The organism is Stenotrophomonas maltophilia, assembly GCF_013464485.1.
Classification (GTDB): Bacteria; Pseudomonadota; Gammaproteobacteria; order Xanthomonadales; family Xanthomonadaceae; genus Stenotrophomonas; species Stenotrophomonas maltophilia_AW.
Map to the genome: position 1 here is coordinate 69,001 of NZ_RAUX01000016.1, position 18,441 is coordinate 87,441.

Consider the following 18,441-nt stretch of genomic DNA (forward strand, 5'->3'; position numbering starts at 1 on the left):
AGTTGCCGCAGTTGTTGGCTGATCGCACCGGGCGTGACCCCATCGCTTCGGCGGCAGCGGTCAGGCTGCCATGGCGGCCGGTTTCAACGAAGGCCCGCAGGCCCAGCAGCGGCAGTACCGCACCCATGTCCATTCTCCTGTAGCCGCGTCGGCACGCGCCGCGCCGCGACAGCATATCGAGCGTGCTGCAGGCTGTCGCGCGCCTGCCGCTCACGTTGAGCTGCGCTCAACTTCCCATGCAGGAGACATCGTTTCCCTCCCGCGCCAGCGCTTCCTAGACTGGTTGCACGGCTGCTGCAGCGCCCGTTTCCGCATCGCCCGGTCAGTTTCATTGAAGACCGGTGCGTGTCGTCGCTCATCGCCGTCCAGGAATCCCATGAACGAACCTTCGCTGCATCTGTATTCCGACAGTTCACCCAATGGCTTCAAGGCCACCATCGCACTGGAAGAGCTGGGTCTTCCCTATCGCCTGCATCACGTACGCATCGTAGATGGCGAACATCGCCATCCCGGTTTCCTGCAGCTCAATCCGCATGGGCGCATTCCTGTGCTGGAGGATCGTGCGCGCGGCATCGTTGTTTTCGAATCGGCGGCGATCCTGATGTACCTGGCCGAACAGGGCAATGCGTTGCTGCCTTCCGAACCAGCTGCACGCTGGGAGACGCTGACCTGGCTGATGTTCCATGCGGCCAGCGTCGGCCCGATCCTCGGCCAGCGCGTGCATTTCGAGCATTTCGCGCAAGCACCGGACACTACGGCGATCGAACGCTACCGCCGCCTGAGCGACGACCTGTTCGCCGTACTCGACCAGCGCCTGCAGGGGCGTAAGTGGTTGGCTGGCAATCACTACTCGATCGCCGATATCGCTCACTTCGGCTGGCTGCATATCGCCCGCATCATCGACATCGACTTTTCGCGGCATCGCCATCTGGATGCGTGGTACGCGCGGGTTGCTGCACGTCCTGCGGTCCAGCGTGGCGTGCAGCTGCCCGAACCGGCCACCGGTCCGTAAGGAGGCCATGCTGATGAATGATTCCATTGCGATGCCTGGCGCGTCGGCGTCCACCTTTGCCACGCATCCCGGCTACCAGCGCATGTTCCGTGCCGATGCACTGACCCTGGGCATCTACCTGCCGTTGCGTTTCTACCAGGGCGACATGAGCGTGCTGCAGGGTCAGGCGCGGTGGGTGGAGCAGATCGATCGCCACGGCTTTGCCGCGGTATGGGTGCGCGACGTGCCGCTGTTCGACCGGATGTTCGGTGATGCAGGCCAGTTGTTCGACCCGTTCACCTACCTTGCGTGGCTGGCGGCGCGCACGCAGCGCGTCGCCCTGGCCACCGGCAGCGTGGTACTGCCCCTGCGCCACCCGATTGATCTCGCCAAGGCGGCGGCATCGATCGATCAGCTGTCCGGTGGGCGACTGGTGATGGGTGTGGCGTCCGGTGATCGACCGCTGGAGTTCCCGACCTATGGACTGGAGCACGCGGCACGCGGAGAGCGTTTCGCCACCGCAATGAACGAGATGCGCCGTTGGCTGCAGCCGGGCACGGATGGGCGGATGACGCATGCCGGGGCAGAGCAGGGCGTGCAGCTGCTGCCGCCTACAGTCAGTGGCCGTGTTCCGCTGATCGTCACCGGCGGTGCGCGCCAGTCGCTGGAATGGATCGGTCAGCATGCCGATGGCTGGCTGACCTATCCCGAGGCCACCCACGACGCGGCCGGCCCGCAGCGGCTGGCCGCGAAGATCCGTGCCTGGCGCGCGCAGATCCCGGAAGCGGGCTTCCGTCCGCACATGACCAACGAATGGATCGACCTGGTGGAGGACCCGGAACATCCACGCACGCCGCTGCAAGGGGGCCATACCCTGCGCACCGGCCGCAAGGGCCTGATCGACCTGCTGCAGGCATGGCAACGTGCGGGTGTGAATCACGCGGCGTTGGGTATCCAGTTCGCCGAGCGTCCTGCCGGTGATGTGCTGCAGGAGCTGGCCGAAGAGGTGCTGCCGTTGTTCCCGTCGCATCCGGGGCCGGCGCCGAAGGCGATGGACTGGTAGTCACCGTCACCTGGATGAAATATGATTAGGTGCCTAATCATATGTTCTCCGCGAGATGATCGAAGCCAAGCACCATGCCCTGCTGGATGAGGCGCAGCGACGCGGTCACGCCAACATCGCGCTGCTGCGCCTGTGCTTCCAGCTGCTCTCGTTGTCCTCGTCTATCGATCGCGACTGCGCTACCCGGCTGGCACCACACGGGCTCAGTGAGGGTCGCTTCATCGTGCTGTTCCTGTTGCATGGGGCCGGCGGCACGTTGCCGCCCCACGTGCTGGCCGAGCGCGCAGGCGTGGCCCGCGCCACCATCAGCGGCCTGCTCGATGGCCTGCAGCGCGAAGGGCTGCTGCAGCGTCGCTGCGATGCCGAGGATGGCCGCCGCCTGCAGATCGTACTGACCGGACCGGGTAGGCGCTTGGCCGAGACGCTGTTCGACCAGCACACGCAGTGGATCGGTGGCCTGTTCAATGGTCTGGACTCCGATGAACAGCAGCAGCTGGCACGATTGCTGCACAAGGTCTGGCAGCACACCGATGCTGGACGAGAGCCTGCAGCATGAGCCCGGCGATCGCGGCGGAACGCCTGCATGCACTCAACACCGGCCGTGCCCCCGCCACCCATCTGGCCGAATGCCTGGCGGTGGATTTCGCTGCGCTGCTGCAGGCGGTGGCACCTGCGCTTGCACCGGAAGCGCTGCAACGCATGCAGGATGCCTCAGCCAAGGGCATCACGCTGCGCATGGCCCTGGCTGCGCAGCTGCTGCGTGAGGCGGGGCAGGGCGCGCCTGCGCCCTGGCAGCATCACAGCTCCGATACCGTGCGCGGATGGGCCTGCTACCTGATCGGCAGCGATGCCCGTGCAACGTTGGCAGAGAAGCTGCAGCAGATGCGCACGCTGGCCGATGACCCACACTTCGGTGTGCGCGAATGGGCGTGGCTGGCGCTACGCACAGACATCGTTGCGGCACCGATGCAGGCGCTTGAGTGCCTTCAACCGTGGACACAGGAAGCATCGCCGTACCTGCGTCGCTTCGCTTGCGAGGCGCTGCGCCCACGTGGCGTCTGGGCCACGCATATCACGCTGTTCAAGCAGCACCCGGAGCATGCATCCGCGTTGCTGGAAGCGCTGGCTGACGACCCGGAACGCTATGTGCAGGATTCTGTCGGCAACTGGCTCAATGACGCCGGCAAGACACAGCCGCAGTGGCTGCGCGAGCTGTGCATTCGTTGGCAGCACGAGCGCCACAGCGACGCCAACGCCTACATCCGAAAACGCGCACTGCGCTCGCTCCGGTAGTGCCGGCCGCKGGCCGGCAACCCCGCAACCTCGTAAACCTCAAGGAAGAACCACCATGTCGCACACCTTCATCGAGCTCTATACCGCCACGCCCGCCTGGACCACACTTCCGCCCGAGCAGCGGAATGCCTTCTTCGCCCGAATCGGCGCCGGCATGCAGCAGTTCGATCCAGCCCGCACCACGCCGCTGGCGATGGGCCGCATTGCCACGGACGTACCGCACGGCAGCGATGAGCAGTTCTATGCGGTCTGGCGCTGCGCAGGCCGCGAGGAGGCCGATGCGCTGGTGGCGGGCATTGCCGCTACCGGCTGGCATGAGTACTTCACCACCACGCATGCGGTAGGCGCGATGGACAGCATGGCCCAGCATCTGGCCGACCTGGCTGCCTTATAGCAGCGCCTCCGGAGGCGCATGGCACATGCGCCTGTCACCCGAACACGGTAAACAGTGCATTGCCCCTGTCCATCCGCACGGAAGTCGATCATGCAGAGCACGCTCCAGGTAACGCTGTACGGTCCGCTTGGCGACACCCCGGCGCTGCAGCTGCCGCAGGTGGAAGGGCCGTCGGTGGCGATCCCGGAACCGCTCCTGCGGCGGCTGGTGTCCGACCTCTACACCGCCCGTTCCCTGCTCAATCCCGAGCAGCTGGATGAGGCCCGGCAGGAACTGGGGTGCGTGCTGGAGCGCTGGGCCGACATCCACGAAGGCCTGCTGCTGGACGTGGAAGTGCATGGCAGATGAGCGACTTCGCGTGCCTGGCGCCGCATGGATGGCTCAGGCGCGCACCTCGCTGAACCGCGTCCCCAGTTGCGGATGAAACATTTTGCACAGCGCAGAAGCTGTGCTATCAATAGATCCCATGAACGCAGCCCCCACCAGCTTTTACTGGTATTACTTTCCGAAGCCACTGGCGGAGGAAGGACTGCGCTCACCCTGAAGAAAGCTTCAGACGCATTCCCGAAAGCCGCCAGCGAACCTGGCGGCTTTTTTCATGCCGCCACGCTGGGGACCCCCAACGTTCCGGAGATCTCCCGCAATGCCCCCGCACACCGACGACCTGCGTATCCGCACCATCGAACCGCTGACACCGCCTGCCCAGCTGCTGGCGATGCTGCCCTGTGACGATGAAGCCTCCGACACCGTCAGCGCCTCGCGCGCGGCCCTGCACCAGATCCTGCACGGCCGCGACGACCGCCTGGCAGTGGTGGTGGGCCCGTGCTCGATCCACGACCCGAAGGCCGCCATCGAGTACGCCCAGCGCCTGAAGCCGCTGCGCGACGCGTTGGCTGGCGAGCTGGAAATCGTCATGCGTGTGTACTTCGAGAAGCCGCGCACCACGGTGGGCTGGAAGGGCCTGATCAACGATCCGGACCTGGACGGAAGCTTCAGGATCGACAAGGGCCTGCGCATCGCCCGCGGCCTGCTGCGCGACATCAACAAGCTCGGCCTGCCGGCCGGTGTCGAGTTCCTTGACGTGATCTCGCCGCAGTACATCGCCGATCTGGTTGCATGGGGCGCGATCGGTGCACGCACCACCGAGAGCCAGGTGCACCGCGAGCTGGCCTCGGGGCTGTCGTGCCCGGTTGGCTTCAAGAACGGCACCGATGGCAACGTGAAGATCGCCGCCGACGCAGTGGGTGCGGCCTCCAATCCGCATCACTTCCTGTCGGTCACCAAGCAGGGCGGCACCGCCATCGTGTCGACCACTGGCAACCCGGATTGCCATGTGATCCTGCGCGGCGGCAAGCAGCCGAACTACGATGCGGGCAGCGTCGCCGAGGCCTGCCAGGCGCTGGCCAAAGTCAAGCTGCCGACCCGCCTGATGATCGACGCCAGCCATGCCAACAGCCTGAAGAACCCGGAGAATCAGCCGAAGGTGATCGAGGACATCGCCGTTCAGTTGGAAGACGGTGAACAGCGCATCGTCGGTGTGATGATCGAGAGCCATCTGGTCGGTGGCCGGCAGGAACTGGTGGAAGGCCAGCCGCTGGTCTACGGCCAGAGCATCACCGATGGCTGCATCGACTGGGACACCACCGTGACGGTGCTGGAGCGACTGGCCGAGGCCGTGCGCGCCCGTCGCGACGTGAAGGTGTCCGAAGCCGCTTGAGTGCGGCACGTGTGTGGATGGCGGCCAGCGCCTGCGGGGGTGCGGCCGCGATCAGGGCCGGTCGGAGTTGGAGACCGGCCCATCTGCACCGGCGATGCGCCTGGCGCTGCGCATGAGCGACAGCGCCAGGTACATCGCCGGGGTGGCAGTAGATCCACGCCATGCGTGGATGTGGGCCACAATGCGGCAACCTGTCCCTGCCGCTGCCGCAATGAACGAACTGATCATCCCTGACGCTGCACAACGCGACGAATCCTCGATCGAAATGATCCGCGTGTGGATCGCCGAACGCGGGCTGCATGCTTCATTGAAGATGGGGCTGTATGAGGATCGTCCCGACATCCAGGAAGAACGTGCCTGGGGACGCATCCTCGCCGATGTTGCCCAGCACGTGGCCGATGCGCTGGCTGTCAGCCAGGGCACGGACCGGGACGTTGCCATCAAGGCCATCAAAGCGGCGTTCAATGAGGAGCTGCAGGCCCCCTCCAGCGGCCGGTCCGGCGGGTTCGCCGTGCGCCACTGATCCGGTCTACAGTAGATCCACGCCATGCGTGGATGAACCGCCCGCATTCACCGCTTTGCCCTCATCCTCGCCAACGCCAGATACATCGCCGGTGTCGTGTACAACGTCAACCACTGGCTGACCAGCAATCCGCCCACGATTGCGATACCCAACGGCTGCCGCAGCTCCCAGCCTTCGCCGTTGGTCAGCATCAGAGGCAGCGTGCCCAGCAGCGCCGCCAGCGAGGTCATCAGGATCGGCCGCAGGCGCAACCGCGCCGCGTCCATCACGGCGTCCTGTGCAGTCAGGCCACGCCGCTCTCCGGCCAGCGCGAAGTCCACCAGCAGGATGGTGTTCTTCATCACCACGCCCACCAGCAGGAACAGGCCGAGCAGGGCGATCAGGTTCAGTTCGTTGCCGAACAGCCACAACGCCAGCAGCGCGCCAACACCGGCCGACGGCAGGGTGGACAGAATCACCAGCGGCTGCAGGAAGCTCTCGTAGAGGATGCCCAGCACCAGGTACACCGCCAGCGTGGCGCCCAGCACCAGCCACAGCTGGCGAGAACGCAGTTGCTCCAACCCGCCGGCCTCACCGGACAGTTTTCCCTGGACCGAACGCGGCAGCATCAGTTTCGCCATCGCGCCATCGATCGCCTGCGTTGCCTGTTCCAGCCCCACGCCCGGCGCCAGCGCGAACTCGATCCAGATCGAGGCGAACTGTTCGCTGTGATGAACCCGGTCCGGCGCCATGCCGTAGCGCCAGCTGGCAATGCTCGACAGCGGAATGCGTCGGCCGTCGCCATCGATCACCTGCAGCCGCGCCAGCGTGCCCGGGTCCTGGGTGTGTTTCGGGTCCAGCTCCATCACCACCCGGTACTGGTTGAGGCTGTCGTACAGGGTGGCAACCTGGCGTTGGCTGAAGGAGTTGTTGAGCATGCTGGCGACGGTGCGCAGGTCCACGCCATGCCGCGCGGCCGCTTTGCGGTCGATGTTCAGCACTACCTGGCGCATGCCCGCCTCGCCCTGTGCTTCCACGTCCACCAGCTCGGGCAGGCCGCGCAGTACGGCGGCGACCTTCGGTGCCCATTCGCGCAGGGGCGCGGTATCGGCCGCGAACAGCTGGAATTCGTACTTGCCGCTGCTGCCGGCGCCTTCCAGGCGGATGTCCTGGTCCACCCACAGATAGAGATTGCCGCCGGGCAGCTTCGGGAGCCGCGCGCGCAGGCGATCGATCACCTGCTGGCTGGAGACCTTGCGTTCGGCCAGCGGCTTCATCTTGATCATGATGAAGGCGTTGTTGACCCCGTTGCTGCCACCGATGTAGCCGATGATGTCCTCGATGGCCGGGTCGGACAGCAACAGTTTCCGGTACGCGTCGATCTTCGGTTGCATGGCCTGGAACGACAGCCCGTCGTCACCCCGGGCAAAGCCACGCAGCTGAGCGGTGTCCTGCTTGGGCACGACGCCCTTGGGTACCTGCTGGAACAGCCAGGCGTTGAGCGCGATGACCGCAACGAAGGCCAGCAACGGCCAGCGCAACCGGCGCAGGCTGGCCTGCAGGGTGCGCAGGTAGGCCCCGCGCACGCGCTCGAACAGTGCGTTGCTGCCGCGCTGCCAGGCCGATGGCTGCCGTGTGTCGTCCACGAACAACCGTGCGCACAGCGTCGGAACCAGGCTCAGTGCGATCAGTACCGATACTGCCATCGCTGCTACCAGGGTCAGCGAAAATTCGCGGAACAGGCGTTCGACGAAGTCGTCCAGGAACAGGATGGAGATGAACACCACCGCCAGCGCCAGGTTCATCGACAGCAGCGTTGCTCCCACTTCCGAGGCACCACGCACGGCCGCCTGCCAGCGGTCGGCGCCCAGTTCGCGGTGGCGCGCGATGTTCTCCAGCACCACGATCGCATCGTCCACCACCAGCACGGCGGCAACGATCAGTGCCATCAGCGAGAGCGTGTTGAGCGAAAAGCCCATCAGCGCGATCAGCGCGAGGGTACCGAACAGCACCACCGGTATCGCCACGCTTGGCACCAGCGCCGCACGCCAGTGACCGAGGAAGCCCAGCACCACCAGCACCACCAGCACGATGGCCAGTACCAGCGTCATCTCCGCTTCGTGCAGCGTGGCGCGGATCACCGGCGAGCGGTCCATCACCAGGCGCATGTCAACGCTGGAGGGCAGCAGTGCCTGCAATTGCGGCAGCTGGGCCTGGATGGCATCGACGGTGGCGATGATGTTGGCACCAGGCTGGCGGCTGACGATCAGCAGCACGGCAGGGCGATCGTTGTGGAAGCCGCTGGCGTAGCGGTCCTCCACGCCATCGGCAACGGCGGCGACATCGCCCAGCCGCAGCGTGCGGTCGTCGCTGACCTTCAATGCAAGTTCGCGGTACTGCACGGCCTGGCGCAGCTGCAGCGGCGCTTCCAGCTGCCATTGCTGGCGAGCGTCCCCCACTGCGCCCAGCGGGCGCACCGCATTGGCGCGTGCGATGGCCTGGGCCACGTCCTCAAGCGCCAGGCCTGCATGGTTCAGTGCATTCGGGTCCAGCGATACACGCACGGCGGGCAATGCACTACCGCCGACCTGCACTTCGCCCACGCCCGGTACCTGCGACAGTTTCTGCGCCAGCACGGTGGAGGCCAGGTCGTACAGTTGGCCGGGCGACAAGGTGTCCGAGGTCAGCGCCAGCGCCAGGATCGGTGCCTGTGAGGGATTGACCTTGCGGTACTGCGGCATGCCGGGCATGCCACTGGGCAACTGGCCACGCGCGAGATTGATGGCGGCCTGCACTTCGCGCGCGGCTTCGTCGACATCGCGGCCGAGCACGAACTTCAGCTCCACCGAGGTCTGGCCCTGGGTGCTGGCCGAATCGATGCGCGAGATGCCGGGCAGGCTGCCGAGCGCACGTTCGAGCGGCGTTGCGACGGTGGCCGCCATCGATTCGGGCGAGGCACCGGGCAGGCTGGCACTGACTTCGATGGCCGGGTAATCCACCTGTGGCAGCGGTGCCACGGGCAGCAGCCGCAGCGCCAGCAGGCCCGCCAGCACCAGCGCGATCGCCAACAGGATTGTGGCCACCGGCCGCTGCACGCAGGCCTGCGCCAGTCGCTCCACAGGGGTCACGCGCTGGCCTCTTCAGCGGCGGTAATTGTGGCCGCACGGCCGCGCTGCAGGCGGTCGAAGGCGAGGTAGATCACTGGCGTGGTGAACAGGGTCAGTACCTGGCTGACCAGCAGCCCCCCCACCATCACCCAGCCCAGCGGTTGCCGCAGTTCGGCACCGGAACCACTGGCCAGCATCAGAGGAACGGCACCGAACAGTGCGGCCAGCGTGGTCATCAGGATCGGCCGGAAGCGCAGCAGCGCGGCCTGGTGGATCGCCTCGCGCGGGGTCATGCCGCGCGTACGCTGCGCGTCCAGTGCGAAGTCGATCATCATGATCGCGTTCTTCTTCACCAGGCCGATCAGCAGCACGATGCCGATCACCGCGATCAGGTCCAGGCTGCGCCCGCTCACCCACAATGCCGCCAGCGCGCCCACCGTGGCCGAGGGCAGGGTGGACAGGATGGTGACAGGATGGATGAAGCTCTCGTAGAGCACACCCAGCACGATGTACATCACCACCACCGCGGCCAGGATCAGCCACAGCGTGGAGGACAGCGAACTGCTGAACGCTGCTGCGGCGCCCTGCAGGCGCAGTTCGATGCTTTCAGGCAGGCTGACCTGCGTGCGTGCGGCCTGCACAGCCTCCACCGCTTCGCCCAGCGACGCGCCCGGTGCGAGGTTGAACGACAGCGTGGCCGCCGGGAACTGGCCGACATGGTTGCGCAGCAGGGCGGTCGGACCCAGGTCCACGCGCGCCACCGCACCCAGGGGCACGGTCTGCCCGCTGCCGCTGCGCACACGCAGGCCCGTGATCGCGTCCGGCCCGGGCTGCCGTGAAGGATCGGCTTCCAGCACCACGCGGTACTGGCTGGCCTGGGTGAAGATGGTGGAGATCTGCCGCTGCCCGTAGGCGTCGTACAGCGCGTCGGCCACCGCTTCAACACTTACGCCCAGGCGCGCCGCGGCGTCGCGGTCGATGTTCACACGTGCCTGCCGGCCCTGCATCTGCAGATCGCTGGCCACATCGCGAAGCGCCGGTTGCTGGCGCAGCGCCTGCAGCAGTTTCGGGGTCCAGCGCTCAAGAGTTTCAAGATCCGGCGTGGTCAGGGTGAACTGGTACTGGGTGCGGCTGATGCGGTCTTCGATGCCCAGCTCCTGCACTGGTTGCAGGTACAGGGTGATGCCAGGAATCTTCGATACGCGCTGCTGCAGGCGTGCCATCACCACCGCCGCGCCATCCCGGTCGGCGTGTGGCTTCAGCTCGATCAGCAGGCGTCCGGTGTTGAGCGTGGCGTTGTTGCCGTCCACGCCGATATAGGAGGAGACGCTGGCCACGGCAGGGTCCTGCTCGATGGCGGCGGCCAACGCCTGCTGGCGCTCGCGCATGGCCTGGAACGAGATGGCCTGGGGCGCTTCGCTGATGCCCTGGACCAGGCCGGCATCCTGCACCGGGAAGAAGCCCTTGGGCACCGCGAAGTACAGCGCAACCGTGAGCGCCAGCGTGGCGACCGTAGCCAGCAGCATCAGCGGCTGGCGCTGAAGTACCCAGCGCAGCTGGCGGTCGTAGAGGGCGATGATGCGGTCGAAGACATCGGGCGCATGCGCGGTCTTCGCATGCGGCTTCAGGAACCGCGCGCACAGCATCGGCGTCAGCGTCAGCGAGACCAGCAGCGAAATGCCGATGGCTACCGCCAATGTCACCGCGAACTCATGGAACAGCGCGCCCACCAGATCGGCCATGAACAGCAGCGGAATCAGCACCGCGATCAGCGAAATAGTCAGCGATACCAGGGTGAAGCCGATCTCGGCTGCACCTTTCAGCGCGGCCTCGCGTGGGCTTTCACCTTCCTCCAGATGGCGGGCGATGTTCTCCAGCATCACGATGGCATCGTCCACCACGAAGCCGGTGGCGATGGTCAGCGCCATCAGCGTCAGGTTGTTGAGCGAATAGCCGGCCAGCAGCATCACCGCGAAGGTGCCGATCAGCGACAGTGGTACCGCCACGCTGGGAATGAGTGTGGCCGGCAGGTTGCGCAGGAACACCCACGTGACCAGCACCACCAGGCCGATGGCCAGCACCAGTTCCTTCTGTACGCCGCGCACCGACGCGCGGATCGATTCGGTGCGGTCGCTCAGCACGGCCATCTGCACGCCAGCGGGCAGCGTGGCCTGCAGCTGTGGCAGCAGCGTGCGTACCTGTTCGACCACGGCGATCACATTCGCGCCGGGCTGGCGCTGGATGTTCACCAGCACCGCCGGCGTGGTGCCGCTCCAGGCGGCCAACTGGCGGTTCTCGGCGCCATCGGTGATGGTGGCCACGTCACCCAGCCGCAGAGGCGCACCATCGCGCCAGGCCAGTACCAGGGCACGGTACTCATCCACGCTGCGCATCTGATCGTTGGCATCGAGCATCACCGCGCGGATCGGGCCATCGAAACTGCCCTTGGGCAGGTTGACGTTGGCCGCGGCGATGGCGGTGCGGACGTGGTCCATGCCCAGGCCGTTGGCGGCCAGCGCCGCTGGATTGACCTGGATGCGTACTGCAGGGCGCTGGCCACCGGCCAGGCTGACCAGGCCGACGCCCGGCAGCTGCGCCAGGCGCTGCGCGATGCGCGTATCCACCAGGTCATGCACCTGTGGCAGCGACAGGCCCTGAGAGGTCACCGCCAAGGTCAGGATCGGCGTATCGGCCGGATTGACCTTGCGGTAGACCGGTGGCACTGGCAGGTCTCCGGGCAGGAAACTACCGGCGGCGTTGATCGCGGCCTGCACGTCCTGTTCGGCCACACCCAGCGACACCTCCAGCCCGAACTGCAGGGTGATCACCGACGCGCCACCGGAGCTGGTCGACGACAACTGCTTCAGCCCGGGAATCTGGCCGAGCTGGCGCTCCAGCGGCGCGGTGATGGTGCGCGTGGTCAGTTCCGGGCTGGCGCCGGGGTACAACGTGGTGATCTGGATGATCGGATAGTCAACCTGCGGCAGCGCAGCCACGGGCAGCAGGCGATAGGCCAGAACGCCGGACAACAGCAGCGCTGCCATCAGCAGCGTAGTGGCCACCGGCCTCAGGATGAACGGGCGCGAGAGGTTCATGCGCCGGCCTTGCTCGCAGCCTCCCCGGCGATGATCTCAACCGCCGTACCGTTTTCCAGTCCGTCGATGCCTTCGATCACCACCTGGTCGCCCGCGGCCAAGCCCGAACGCACGGTTACGCGGCCGTCATCGGCAGGCCCAAGCACCACGTTGCGGCGCTGCGCCTTGTTGTCCCTGCCGACGACATGCACGTAGTTGCCCTGGCTGCCGAACTGCACGGCGGCATCGGGAATCAGCAGTGCAGGCTGCTCGCCCAGTTGCAGGCGTACGTTGACGAACTGGTTGGGGAACAGCGCCAGATCGTGGTTGTCGAAGTGCGCACGCAGCTTCAGGGTGCCTGTGGTGTTGTCGATGCGGTTGTCGACGCTGGCGAGCGTACCGCGCGCCAGCTGCCGACGTTCCTCGCGGTCCCATGTTTCCACTGCCAGTGCCGGTTGCGCCTGCACGGCATCGAGCAGCGCGGGCAGCTCGGGTTCGGGCACGGTGAACAGCACGCTGATCGGCGCGGTCTGCGCCAGCGTCACCAGGCCTTCGGCATCGCTGGCACGCACCAGGTTGCCGACGTCCAGCCGACGCAGGCCGACACGGCCGCTGACCGGCGCAGTGATGCGGGTGTACTGCAGCTGCAGCCGTGCCTCGTCCACTGCGGCCTGGTCGCTGATGCGCCGGCCCTGCAGCTGGCGCACCTTGCTCTGCTGGTCGCTCAGTTCCTGTGCGGACACGAAGTGCTGGCGCTGCAGTTCGCGGTAACGCTGCAACTGGCGTTCGGCGTTCTCCAGTTCGGCCAGGTTCTGTTGTTGGGTGCCCTGGGCCTGAGCCAGCTTCACCTCATACGGACGTGGGTCGATCTGCGCCAGCAGGTCGCCGGCCTTCACCTGCTGGCCCTCCTGGAAGTGCAGGCGCATCAGCTCGCCATCCACGCGGCTGCGCACCACCACGCTGTGCAGGGGAGTGACGGTGCCGACAGCCTTGAGACGCAGCACCAGCGGCTCGGCGCTGGCGCGCGCCACGCGTACCGGTACCGTTTTGCCCGGCGCGTCTTCGCTGCTGTCGGTACCATCCCGAGGCCACCACCACCACGCCAGAAGGGCAACCAAGGCGAGGGCCAGCATCACCCACAACAGGCGGGCACGACGGAAGCGGGAATTTTCGGCGACAGACATGGGGCATCCTGCGCCCTGCGTGCGCAGGGATATGCGGGCGGGCCCGCCGGCGCGTTGATGGCACCACGGGCAGCGGGGAGGGAGTGTCTGGCGGGGCCGCGGGCGCGGCGTGGCTGGATGCCGTCGCGACAGCGACGGGGTGACAATGGTAGCCAATCACCCCGGCCAATGCCGCATGACCATGGTCATGCAACGCATTCGGTAGTGTCGGCCGCTGGCCGGCAACCTGCTGGAATCTGCGGGCATGTGCCATGTTGTCGGCCAGGGGCCGACACTATCGTCAAACAATCAATGCACTTCGTCGTGGTACACGAACTTCGGCATTTCCCAGCGATAGTGGATCGCCAGCAGGCGCAGCGCGAAGCCGCCGCCGAGGCAGCACAGGATGGCGGTTGCATCGGCCACGCCCCAGTGCAGCAGAAGCAGATAGGCCGCGCCGGTCAGCAGCGCGATGATCGCGTACAGCTCTTTCTGGAAGATCAGCGGCACTTCGTTGCAGAGGATGTCGCGCAGCACGCCGCCGAACGCGCCGGTCAGCATGCCGGCAATCAGCACGATCGGCATCGCGTGGCCGGCTTCGCGCGCGATCGAGCAGCCGATCAGGGTGAAGGCGATCAGGCCCAGGCCATCAAGTACCAGGAAGGTGCGGCGGAAGTGGTGCATCCAACGCGCCACCCAGGTGGCGATCAGCGCCGCGCAGACGGTGAAGCCCAGGTACTCGGGGTGTTTCACCCAGCCCAGCGGGTAATGGCCGAGCAGGATGTCGCGCAGCGAACCACCGCCGAGGGCGGTGACGCAGGCGATCATGACCACGCCGAACAGGTCCATGCGGCGGCGGCCGGCGGACAGCGCGCCGGTCATGGCTTCGGCGGAAATGGCGATCAGGTAGATGATGGACAGCAACATGGGGCGGGCTCCCGGCGCGGTGGGGCCGGCCATGCGCCTATACCGCCACTGCCTGCGCAATGACGGGATGACGATGGCCGGTGCCGCTCCCGCTGTCCTTTTGCCTGAGAGTTCAGCGGCGTGGGCCGCGTGCCCCTTCGGCGGATCGTCCCGGGCATGCCCGGTGACCTCTCTCCAGCTCGGCGAGTCGAATGCATGGTTGGTGGGATTCCAGCCCACCGGCCTGAGCGATCATGGGAGCCTGCGCCTTCGGCGGGCGCCAGCGCGGCGCCTCTCTCCTGCATTCGGCCTCCAGTATATCCGCTGCAGTGCAGCACGGCATAATCCTGGCATGGCCCCGTCCCTCCGCCCCTGGTTCCTGTACCTGCTCGAATGCCGGGATGGCAGCTATTACGCCGGCATCAGCACCGACGTGGACGCGCGTTTCGCTGCCCACCAGGCCGGCAAGGGCGCGCGCTACACCCGGGCCCGCCCGCCACTGCGCGTGCTGGCCGTGCGCGAGTACCCGGACCGCTCGGCGGCCTCCCGCGCCGAATGGCAGCTCAAGCAGCAGCCGCGGGAACGCAAGCTGGCCTGGCTGCAGACACCGGATCCTGCGCTTCTGTAGAGCCGAGCCCATGCTCGGCTGTCGTTGCTGCTGCCTGATGGGGAGGCCGAGCATGGGCTCGGCTCTACGGTAGATCCACGCCATGCGTGGATGGGTGCTTCCGGCCATGCCATGATCGCCCAGCCCTCGGAGCTGGAGCCCCGGATGTCCACGATTGCCCTGCTGTTCGCTCTCTCCGCATCAGCCAGCACGCCGGCCGCCCCGGCCACCCTCGCGGCCATCGAAGCCACCTGTCTCGACTACGTCGACGGCCAGCTGGAGGCGGACCCGGAGCGCGTCGCGCGTTCCCTGCACCCGGACCTGGCCAAGCGCGCGGTCCTCGGTGATACACCCGATGAGCGCCTTGGCCTGCGCCGCATGTCGAAGGAAGAACTGGTCTCGTTGACGAAGCAGGGCGCGTTGAAGACCCCGAAGGATCAATGGGACCGCCGCTGCACGGTGCTGGACGTGACTGGCAACGCGGCCTCGGTACGGCTGGAAACGCCGTGGTTCGTCGATTATTTCCACATGGGACGCTTCGACCAGCGCTGGGTCATCGTCAATGCGCTGTGGTACCCGAAGCCGAAGGCGCCGTAGAGCCGGGCCCATGCCGGACGTCTGCAATCCGCGCAACGTGCAGCCGAGCGTGGGCTCGGCTCTACAGGAACATGCGTGCGACCCTACCGCCTCGGCCGCCGGTCGTCCTGATCATCACCGAAGATGATGCGCGCGCTGCGCTGGTAGCTCCAGTACGCCACGGCCCAGTTCAGCAGCACCACGACGCGGTTGCGGAAGCCGATCAGGAAGAACACGTGTGCCGCCAGCCAGAACCACCACGCCAGCACACCCGAGAGCTGCAGACGGCCCAGGTGCACGATCGCGGCCATGCGGCCGATGGTGGCCAGATTGCCGTAGTCGGCATACTTGAACGGGCCGGGTTCTGCCTTGCCATGCAGGCGCGCGCGGATCACCTCGGCTACGTACTTGCCCATCTGCTTGGCGGCCGGGGCCACGCCGGGTACCGGTTTGCCGTTGGCCTGGTTCAGCGCGGCCAGATCGCCTGCGACGAACAGCTCGGGGTGACCGGGCAGGGTCAGGTCCGGTTGCACCTGCACGCGCCCGGCGCGGTCCAGCGGCACCTCCAGCGTACGCGCCAGCGGTGAGGCGGCCACGCCGGCGGCCCACACCACGGTGCGTGCCGGCACGAAGTGTTCGCCGAGCTTGAAGCCCTGGCTGTCGATGTCGCTCACCGGGGTGCCAGTCAGCACTTCCACGCCGAGCTTTTCCAGCTGCCGGCGCGCCTTCAGCGAAAGCACTTCCGGGAACGAGGACAGCACGCGTGGCCCGGCTTCGACCAGCCGTACCTTGGCGCTGGCCGGGTCAATATGGCGGAATTCATTGCGCAGGGTGTGGCGAGCGATCTCGGCCAGGGTGCCAGCCAGCTCAACACCGGTAGGACCACCGCCGACGATGGCGAAACTCAGCCACGCGGCCTTCTTCGCCGGGTCCGGTTCGGCCTCGGCGCGCTCGAACGCCAGCAGCAGCTTTCGGCGCAGCGCGATGGCGTCGTCCAGGGTCTTCAGACCGGGCGCATCATCGGCCCACTGGTCGTTGCCGAAGTAGGCGTGGGTGGCGCCAGTTGCCAGCAGCAGGCTGTCGTAGTCCAGCGCGCTGCCATCGGCCATGCGGATCTGCCGGGCCTGCTTGTCGATGGCCACCACTTCGCCGAGGCGGACTTCCACATTGCGCTGGTGGCCGAGGATGTGGCGCAGCGGTGCGGCGATATCCGGCGCGGACAGGCCTGCGGTGGCCACCTGGTACAGCAGCGGCTGGAACAGATGATGGTTGCGGCGATCGACCAGGGTGATGCGTATGCGCTCGCGGGCCAGGGCACGGGTGGCCCAGAGACCGGCAAAACCGCCGCCGACAACGACCAGGTGGGGAACGCGCTCGCGACTCATCGACTCACTCCAGTGGGGGCATTGGGGGAAGCGCTTGGCATCTTCGCACGGCGGCGACCTGTCACGTCAGCGCCCGCGTGGATCGGCGATACTCGGGTTCAGGCAACCGCCCGCGAGGAGTCCATGAGCGAACCGGAAAAGCGCATCGCCCTGTTGATCGACGCCGACAACGCGCCGGCCTCGAAGATCGACGAGGTGCTGGCCGAAGTGGCCCGCTACGGCGTGGCCAACGTGCGCCGCGCCTATGGCAACTGGAAGAGCCCGCGGTTGAAGGGCTGGGAAGCCGTGCTGCACGAATACGCGATCCGTCCGATCCAGCAGTTTGCCTACAGCAAGGGCAAGAACGCCTCGGACATGGCGATGGTGATCGATGCCATGGACCTGCTCTACGCGCGCAACCTCGATGGTTTTGCCATCGTTTCCAGCGACGCGGACTTCACCCCGATGGTGATGCGCCTGCTGACCGATGGCGTGAAGGTCTATGGCTTCGGTGAGAAGAAAACGCCGGAACCGTTCGTCAACGCGTGCTCGAAGTTCACCTATCTGGAAGCACTGGGCCAGACCCATGCCAGCGTGCCGGATACCGAACAGGCGTCCAGCGAACAGGCATCGAATGAGCCTGTGGCCAACGACGATGCCCGGCCGCGCAAGAGCGGCGCGGAAATGCGCAGCGACACCCGGTTGGTGAAAATGCTGCGCCGTGCGGTTTCGGCCGCCGAGGGCGAGGATGGCTGGTCGCACCTGGGCCCGGTGGGCAGCCAGATCGGCAACCAGGCCTCGTTCGACCCGCGCAACTATGGCTATGGAAAGCTCAGCGATCTGCTGGCGGCGATCGGCCTGTTTGAACTGAAGAAGGACGGCAAGTCGTCCTACGTGCGCGCGTTGCCAAAAAAGAACCGGTAGTGCCGGCCGCTGGCCGGCAGTGCCCGGCTGCCAGATCCAGCATCCGGCACGCACACACCCCACCCGATCAGGCGTATCGTTGCCGCTCGCATTGCCAGCAAGGAAAACCCGCATGTTGAAAATCTGGGGCCGTCGCAATTCCAGCAACGTCCGCAAGGTGCTGTGGTGTGCCGAGGAGATCGGCGTGCCGTACGAGTCCATAGAGGTCGGTGGCAGCCACGGTGGCACGCAGACGCCGGAATACCTGGCGATGAATCCCAACAGCCTGGTGCCGGTGATCGAAGACCACGGCCTGCCGCTGTGGGAATCGAACGCCATCGTGCGCTACCTGAGCGCACGCTACGCATTGGGCACGCTGTACGCCGAAGACCCGATGGAACGTGCCCAGGCCGAGAAGTGGATGGACTGGAGTACCTCGCGGATGGCGCCGCTGTACAGCGACCTGATCTGGGGCATCATGCGCACCGCCCCGGCCGACCGCGACGAATCGAGGATCAATGCCGCCATCCTGCGAGCGGGCGATTATCTGGCCATGGCCGACGCTACGCTGGCCAGGCAGCCGTGGCTGTCCGGCGATACGTTCGCAATGGGTGACATCCCGCTGGGCTCGCAGATCTACGCATGGTTCGAATTGCCGATCCAGCGCCCGGAGCTGCCGCACCTGGCCGACTGGTACGCCCGCCTGCGCGAACGCCCGGCCTACCAGCGTGGCGTGATGTCGCCGCTGACGTAAGCGGCGGCGTTCGGGGTCGGATCCCCC

16 protein-coding genes, 1 pseudogene and 2 riboswitches are annotated in these 18,441 nt (G+C 66.6%); of the genes and pseudogenes, 12 read left to right on the forward strand and 5 right to left on the reverse strand.

The genetic code is table 11. From position 1 onward, the window contains the following. Nucleotides 1–376: 376 nt before the first annotated feature. The 8 genes from D7Y61_RS07885 to D7Y61_RS07920 all read left to right on the forward strand — a co-directional run bounded on the left by D7Y61_RS07885 (nt 377) and on the right by D7Y61_RS07920 (nt 5,981). Nucleotides 377–1,012 (forward strand): glutathione S-transferase family protein, encoded by a 636-nt coding sequence (locus D7Y61_RS07885; protein WP_180865806.1) that lies wholly within the window; start codon nt 377–379, stop codon nt 1,010–1,012. A gap of 13 nt (nt 1,013–1,025) precedes the next feature. Continuing rightward, on the forward strand, nt 1,026–2,054 hold the full coding sequence (locus D7Y61_RS07890; RefSeq protein ID WP_180865807.1) for an LLM class oxidoreductase: 1,029 nt from the start codon (nt 1,026–1,028) through the stop codon (nt 2,052–2,054). A 55-nt stretch (nt 2,055–2,109) separates the two neighbouring features. Continuing rightward, nucleotides 2,110–2,610: a MarR family winged helix-turn-helix transcriptional regulator gene (locus D7Y61_RS07895; protein WP_180865808.1), complete on the forward strand. Its 501-nt coding sequence runs from the start codon at nt 2,110–2,112 to the stop codon at nt 2,608–2,610. After that, nucleotides 2,607–3,347 carry a DNA alkylation repair protein gene (locus D7Y61_RS07900; RefSeq protein WP_180865809.1) on the forward strand — a complete coding sequence of 247 codons (741 nt, stop codon included), beginning with the start codon at nt 2,607–2,609 and terminating at the stop codon, nt 3,345–3,347. Before D7Y61_RS07895 ends, D7Y61_RS07900 begins: the two co-directional genes overlap by 4 nt. Before the next feature lie 55 nt (nt 3,348–3,402). Beyond that, nucleotides 3,403–3,741 carry a DUF6616 family protein gene (locus tag D7Y61_RS07905; RefSeq protein ID WP_180865810.1) on the forward strand — a complete coding sequence of 113 codons (339 nt, stop codon included), beginning with the start codon at nt 3,403–3,405 and terminating at the stop codon, nt 3,739–3,741. Nucleotides 3,742–3,831: 90 nt separating this feature from the next. Then, nucleotides 3,832–4,089, forward strand: a complete 258-nt coding sequence (locus D7Y61_RS07910) for a hypothetical protein (protein ID WP_180865811.1) — start codon at nt 3,832–3,834, stop codon at nt 4,087–4,089. Nucleotides 4,090–4,384: 295 nt separating this feature from the next. Next, complete coding sequence (locus tag D7Y61_RS07915; RefSeq protein WP_180865812.1) at nt 4,385–5,458, forward strand: 3-deoxy-7-phosphoheptulonate synthase; 1,074 nt, start codon at nt 4,385–4,387, stop codon at nt 5,456–5,458. Between the two features lie 211 nt (nt 5,459–5,669). Then, the gene (locus D7Y61_RS07920) at nt 5,670–5,981 is read left to right on the forward strand and encodes a DUF5076 domain-containing protein (RefSeq protein WP_180865813.1); all 312 of its coding nucleotides are present in this window, start codon (nt 5,670–5,672) and stop codon (nt 5,979–5,981) included. Nucleotides 5,982–6,028: 47 nt separating this feature from the next. Here D7Y61_RS07920 and D7Y61_RS07925 read toward each other — a convergent pair whose 3' ends face one another. The 4 genes from D7Y61_RS07925 to D7Y61_RS07940 form a co-directional block, all read right to left on the reverse strand. Then, nucleotides 6,029–9,088 carry an efflux RND transporter permease subunit gene (locus tag D7Y61_RS07925; RefSeq protein WP_345776228.1) on the reverse strand — a complete coding sequence of 1,020 codons (3,060 nt, stop codon included), beginning with the start codon at nt 9,086–9,088 and terminating at the stop codon, nt 6,029–6,031. Continuing rightward, a complete protein-coding gene (locus D7Y61_RS07930) occupies nt 9,085–12,162 on the reverse strand; it encodes a multidrug efflux RND transporter permease subunit (RefSeq protein ID WP_180865814.1) in 3,078 nt (1,025 codons plus the stop codon). Before D7Y61_RS07930 ends, D7Y61_RS07925 begins: the two co-directional genes overlap by 4 nt. Then, nucleotides 12,159–13,325, reverse strand: a complete 1,167-nt coding sequence (locus D7Y61_RS07935) for an MdtA/MuxA family multidrug efflux RND transporter periplasmic adaptor subunit (protein ID WP_180865815.1) — start codon at nt 13,323–13,325, stop codon at nt 12,159–12,161. The genes D7Y61_RS07930 and D7Y61_RS07935 overlap by 4 nt, the downstream gene beginning before the upstream one ends. A 288-nt stretch (nt 13,326–13,613) precedes the next feature. Beyond that, entirely contained in the window at nt 13,614–14,231 is a 618-nt protein-coding gene (locus D7Y61_RS07940; RefSeq protein WP_005411215.1) for a trimeric intracellular cation channel family protein, read from the reverse strand. A gap of 84 nt (nt 14,232–14,315) precedes the next feature. Next, nucleotides 14,316–14,419, reverse strand: a riboswitch (glycine riboswitch). Nucleotides 14,420–14,432: 13 nt separating this feature from the next. Beyond that, nucleotides 14,433–14,522, reverse strand: a riboswitch (glycine riboswitch). 40 nt (nt 14,523–14,562) lie between these two features. Here D7Y61_RS07940 and D7Y61_RS07945 point away from each other — a divergent pair. Next, entirely contained in the window at nt 14,563–14,838 is a 276-nt protein-coding gene (locus tag D7Y61_RS07945) for a GIY-YIG nuclease family protein (protein WP_180865816.1), read from the forward strand. Nucleotides 14,839–14,982: 144 nt separating this feature from the next. Beyond that, the gene (locus D7Y61_RS07950; RefSeq protein WP_180865817.1) at nt 14,983–15,414 is read left to right on the forward strand and encodes a nuclear transport factor 2 family protein; all 432 of its coding nucleotides are present in this window, start codon (nt 14,983–14,985) and stop codon (nt 15,412–15,414) included. 83 nt (nt 15,415–15,497) lie between these two features. On the opposite strand, the gene D7Y61_RS07955 is transcribed toward D7Y61_RS07950, so the two are convergent. After that, nucleotides 15,498–16,778 carry an NAD(P)/FAD-dependent oxidoreductase gene (locus D7Y61_RS07955; RefSeq protein WP_180865818.1) on the reverse strand — a complete coding sequence of 427 codons (1,281 nt, stop codon included), beginning with the start codon at nt 16,776–16,778 and terminating at the stop codon, nt 15,498–15,500. Nucleotides 16,779–16,901: 123 nt separating this feature from the next. On the opposite strand from D7Y61_RS07955, the pseudogene D7Y61_RS07960 reads away from it, so the two are divergent. Both D7Y61_RS07960 and D7Y61_RS07965 read left to right on the forward strand, forming a co-directional pair. Further along, nucleotides 16,902–17,678 (forward strand): annotated as a pseudogene (locus D7Y61_RS07960) (NYN domain-containing protein); the annotation flags it as partial. A 115-nt stretch (nt 17,679–17,793) separates the two neighbouring features. Continuing rightward, nucleotides 17,794–18,414: a glutathione S-transferase family protein gene (locus D7Y61_RS07965; protein WP_180865819.1), complete on the forward strand. Its 621-nt coding sequence runs from the start codon at nt 17,794–17,796 to the stop codon at nt 18,412–18,414. Nucleotides 18,415–18,441 lie beyond the last annotated feature (27 nt).

Bases quoted from the DNA above. Each gene is read 5' to 3' on its own strand.
- D7Y61_RS07900 (WP_180865809.1), top strand. From the start codon at position 2,607: ATGAGCCCGGCGATCGCGGCGGAACGCCTGCATGCACTCAACACCGGC.
- D7Y61_RS07915 (WP_180865812.1), top strand. From the start codon at position 4,385: ATGCCCCCGCACACCGACGACCTGCGTATCCGCACCATCGAACCGCTG.
- D7Y61_RS07920 (WP_180865813.1), top strand. From the start codon at position 5,670: ATGAACGAACTGATCATCCCTGACGCTGCACAACGCGACGAATCCTCG.
- D7Y61_RS07885 (WP_180865806.1), top strand. From the start codon at position 377: ATGAACGAACCTTCGCTGCATCTGTATTCCGACAGTTCACCCAATGGC.
- D7Y61_RS07910 (WP_180865811.1), top strand. From the start codon at position 3,832: ATGCAGAGCACGCTCCAGGTAACGCTGTACGGTCCGCTTGGCGACACC.
- D7Y61_RS07930 (WP_180865814.1), bottom strand. From the start codon at position 12,162: ATGAACCTCTCGCGCCCGTTCATCCTGAGGCCGGTGGCCACTACGCTG.
- D7Y61_RS07940 (WP_005411215.1), bottom strand. From the start codon at position 14,231: ATGTTGCTGTCCATCATCTACCTGATCGCCATTTCCGCCGAAGCCATG.
- D7Y61_RS07955 (WP_180865818.1), bottom strand. From the start codon at position 16,778: ATGAGTCGCGAGCGCGTTCCCCACCTGGTCGTTGTCGGCGGCGGTTTT.
- D7Y61_RS07950 (WP_180865817.1), top strand. From the start codon at position 14,983: ATGTCCACGATTGCCCTGCTGTTCGCTCTCTCCGCATCAGCCAGCACG.
- D7Y61_RS07935 (WP_180865815.1), bottom strand. From the start codon at position 13,325: ATGTCTGTCGCCGAAAATTCCCGCTTCCGTCGTGCCCGCCTGTTGTGG.
- D7Y61_RS07895 (WP_180865808.1), top strand. From the start codon at position 2,110: ATGATCGAAGCCAAGCACCATGCCCTGCTGGATGAGGCGCAGCGACGC.
- D7Y61_RS07890 (WP_180865807.1), top strand. From the start codon at position 1,026: ATGAATGATTCCATTGCGATGCCTGGCGCGTCGGCGTCCACCTTTGCC.
- D7Y61_RS07905 (WP_180865810.1), top strand. From the start codon at position 3,403: ATGTCGCACACCTTCATCGAGCTCTATACCGCCACGCCCGCCTGGACC.
- D7Y61_RS07945 (WP_180865816.1), top strand. From the start codon at position 14,563: ATGGCCCCGTCCCTCCGCCCCTGGTTCCTGTACCTGCTCGAATGCCGG.
- D7Y61_RS07965 (WP_180865819.1), top strand. From the start codon at position 17,794: ATGTTGAAAATCTGGGGCCGTCGCAATTCCAGCAACGTCCGCAAGGTG.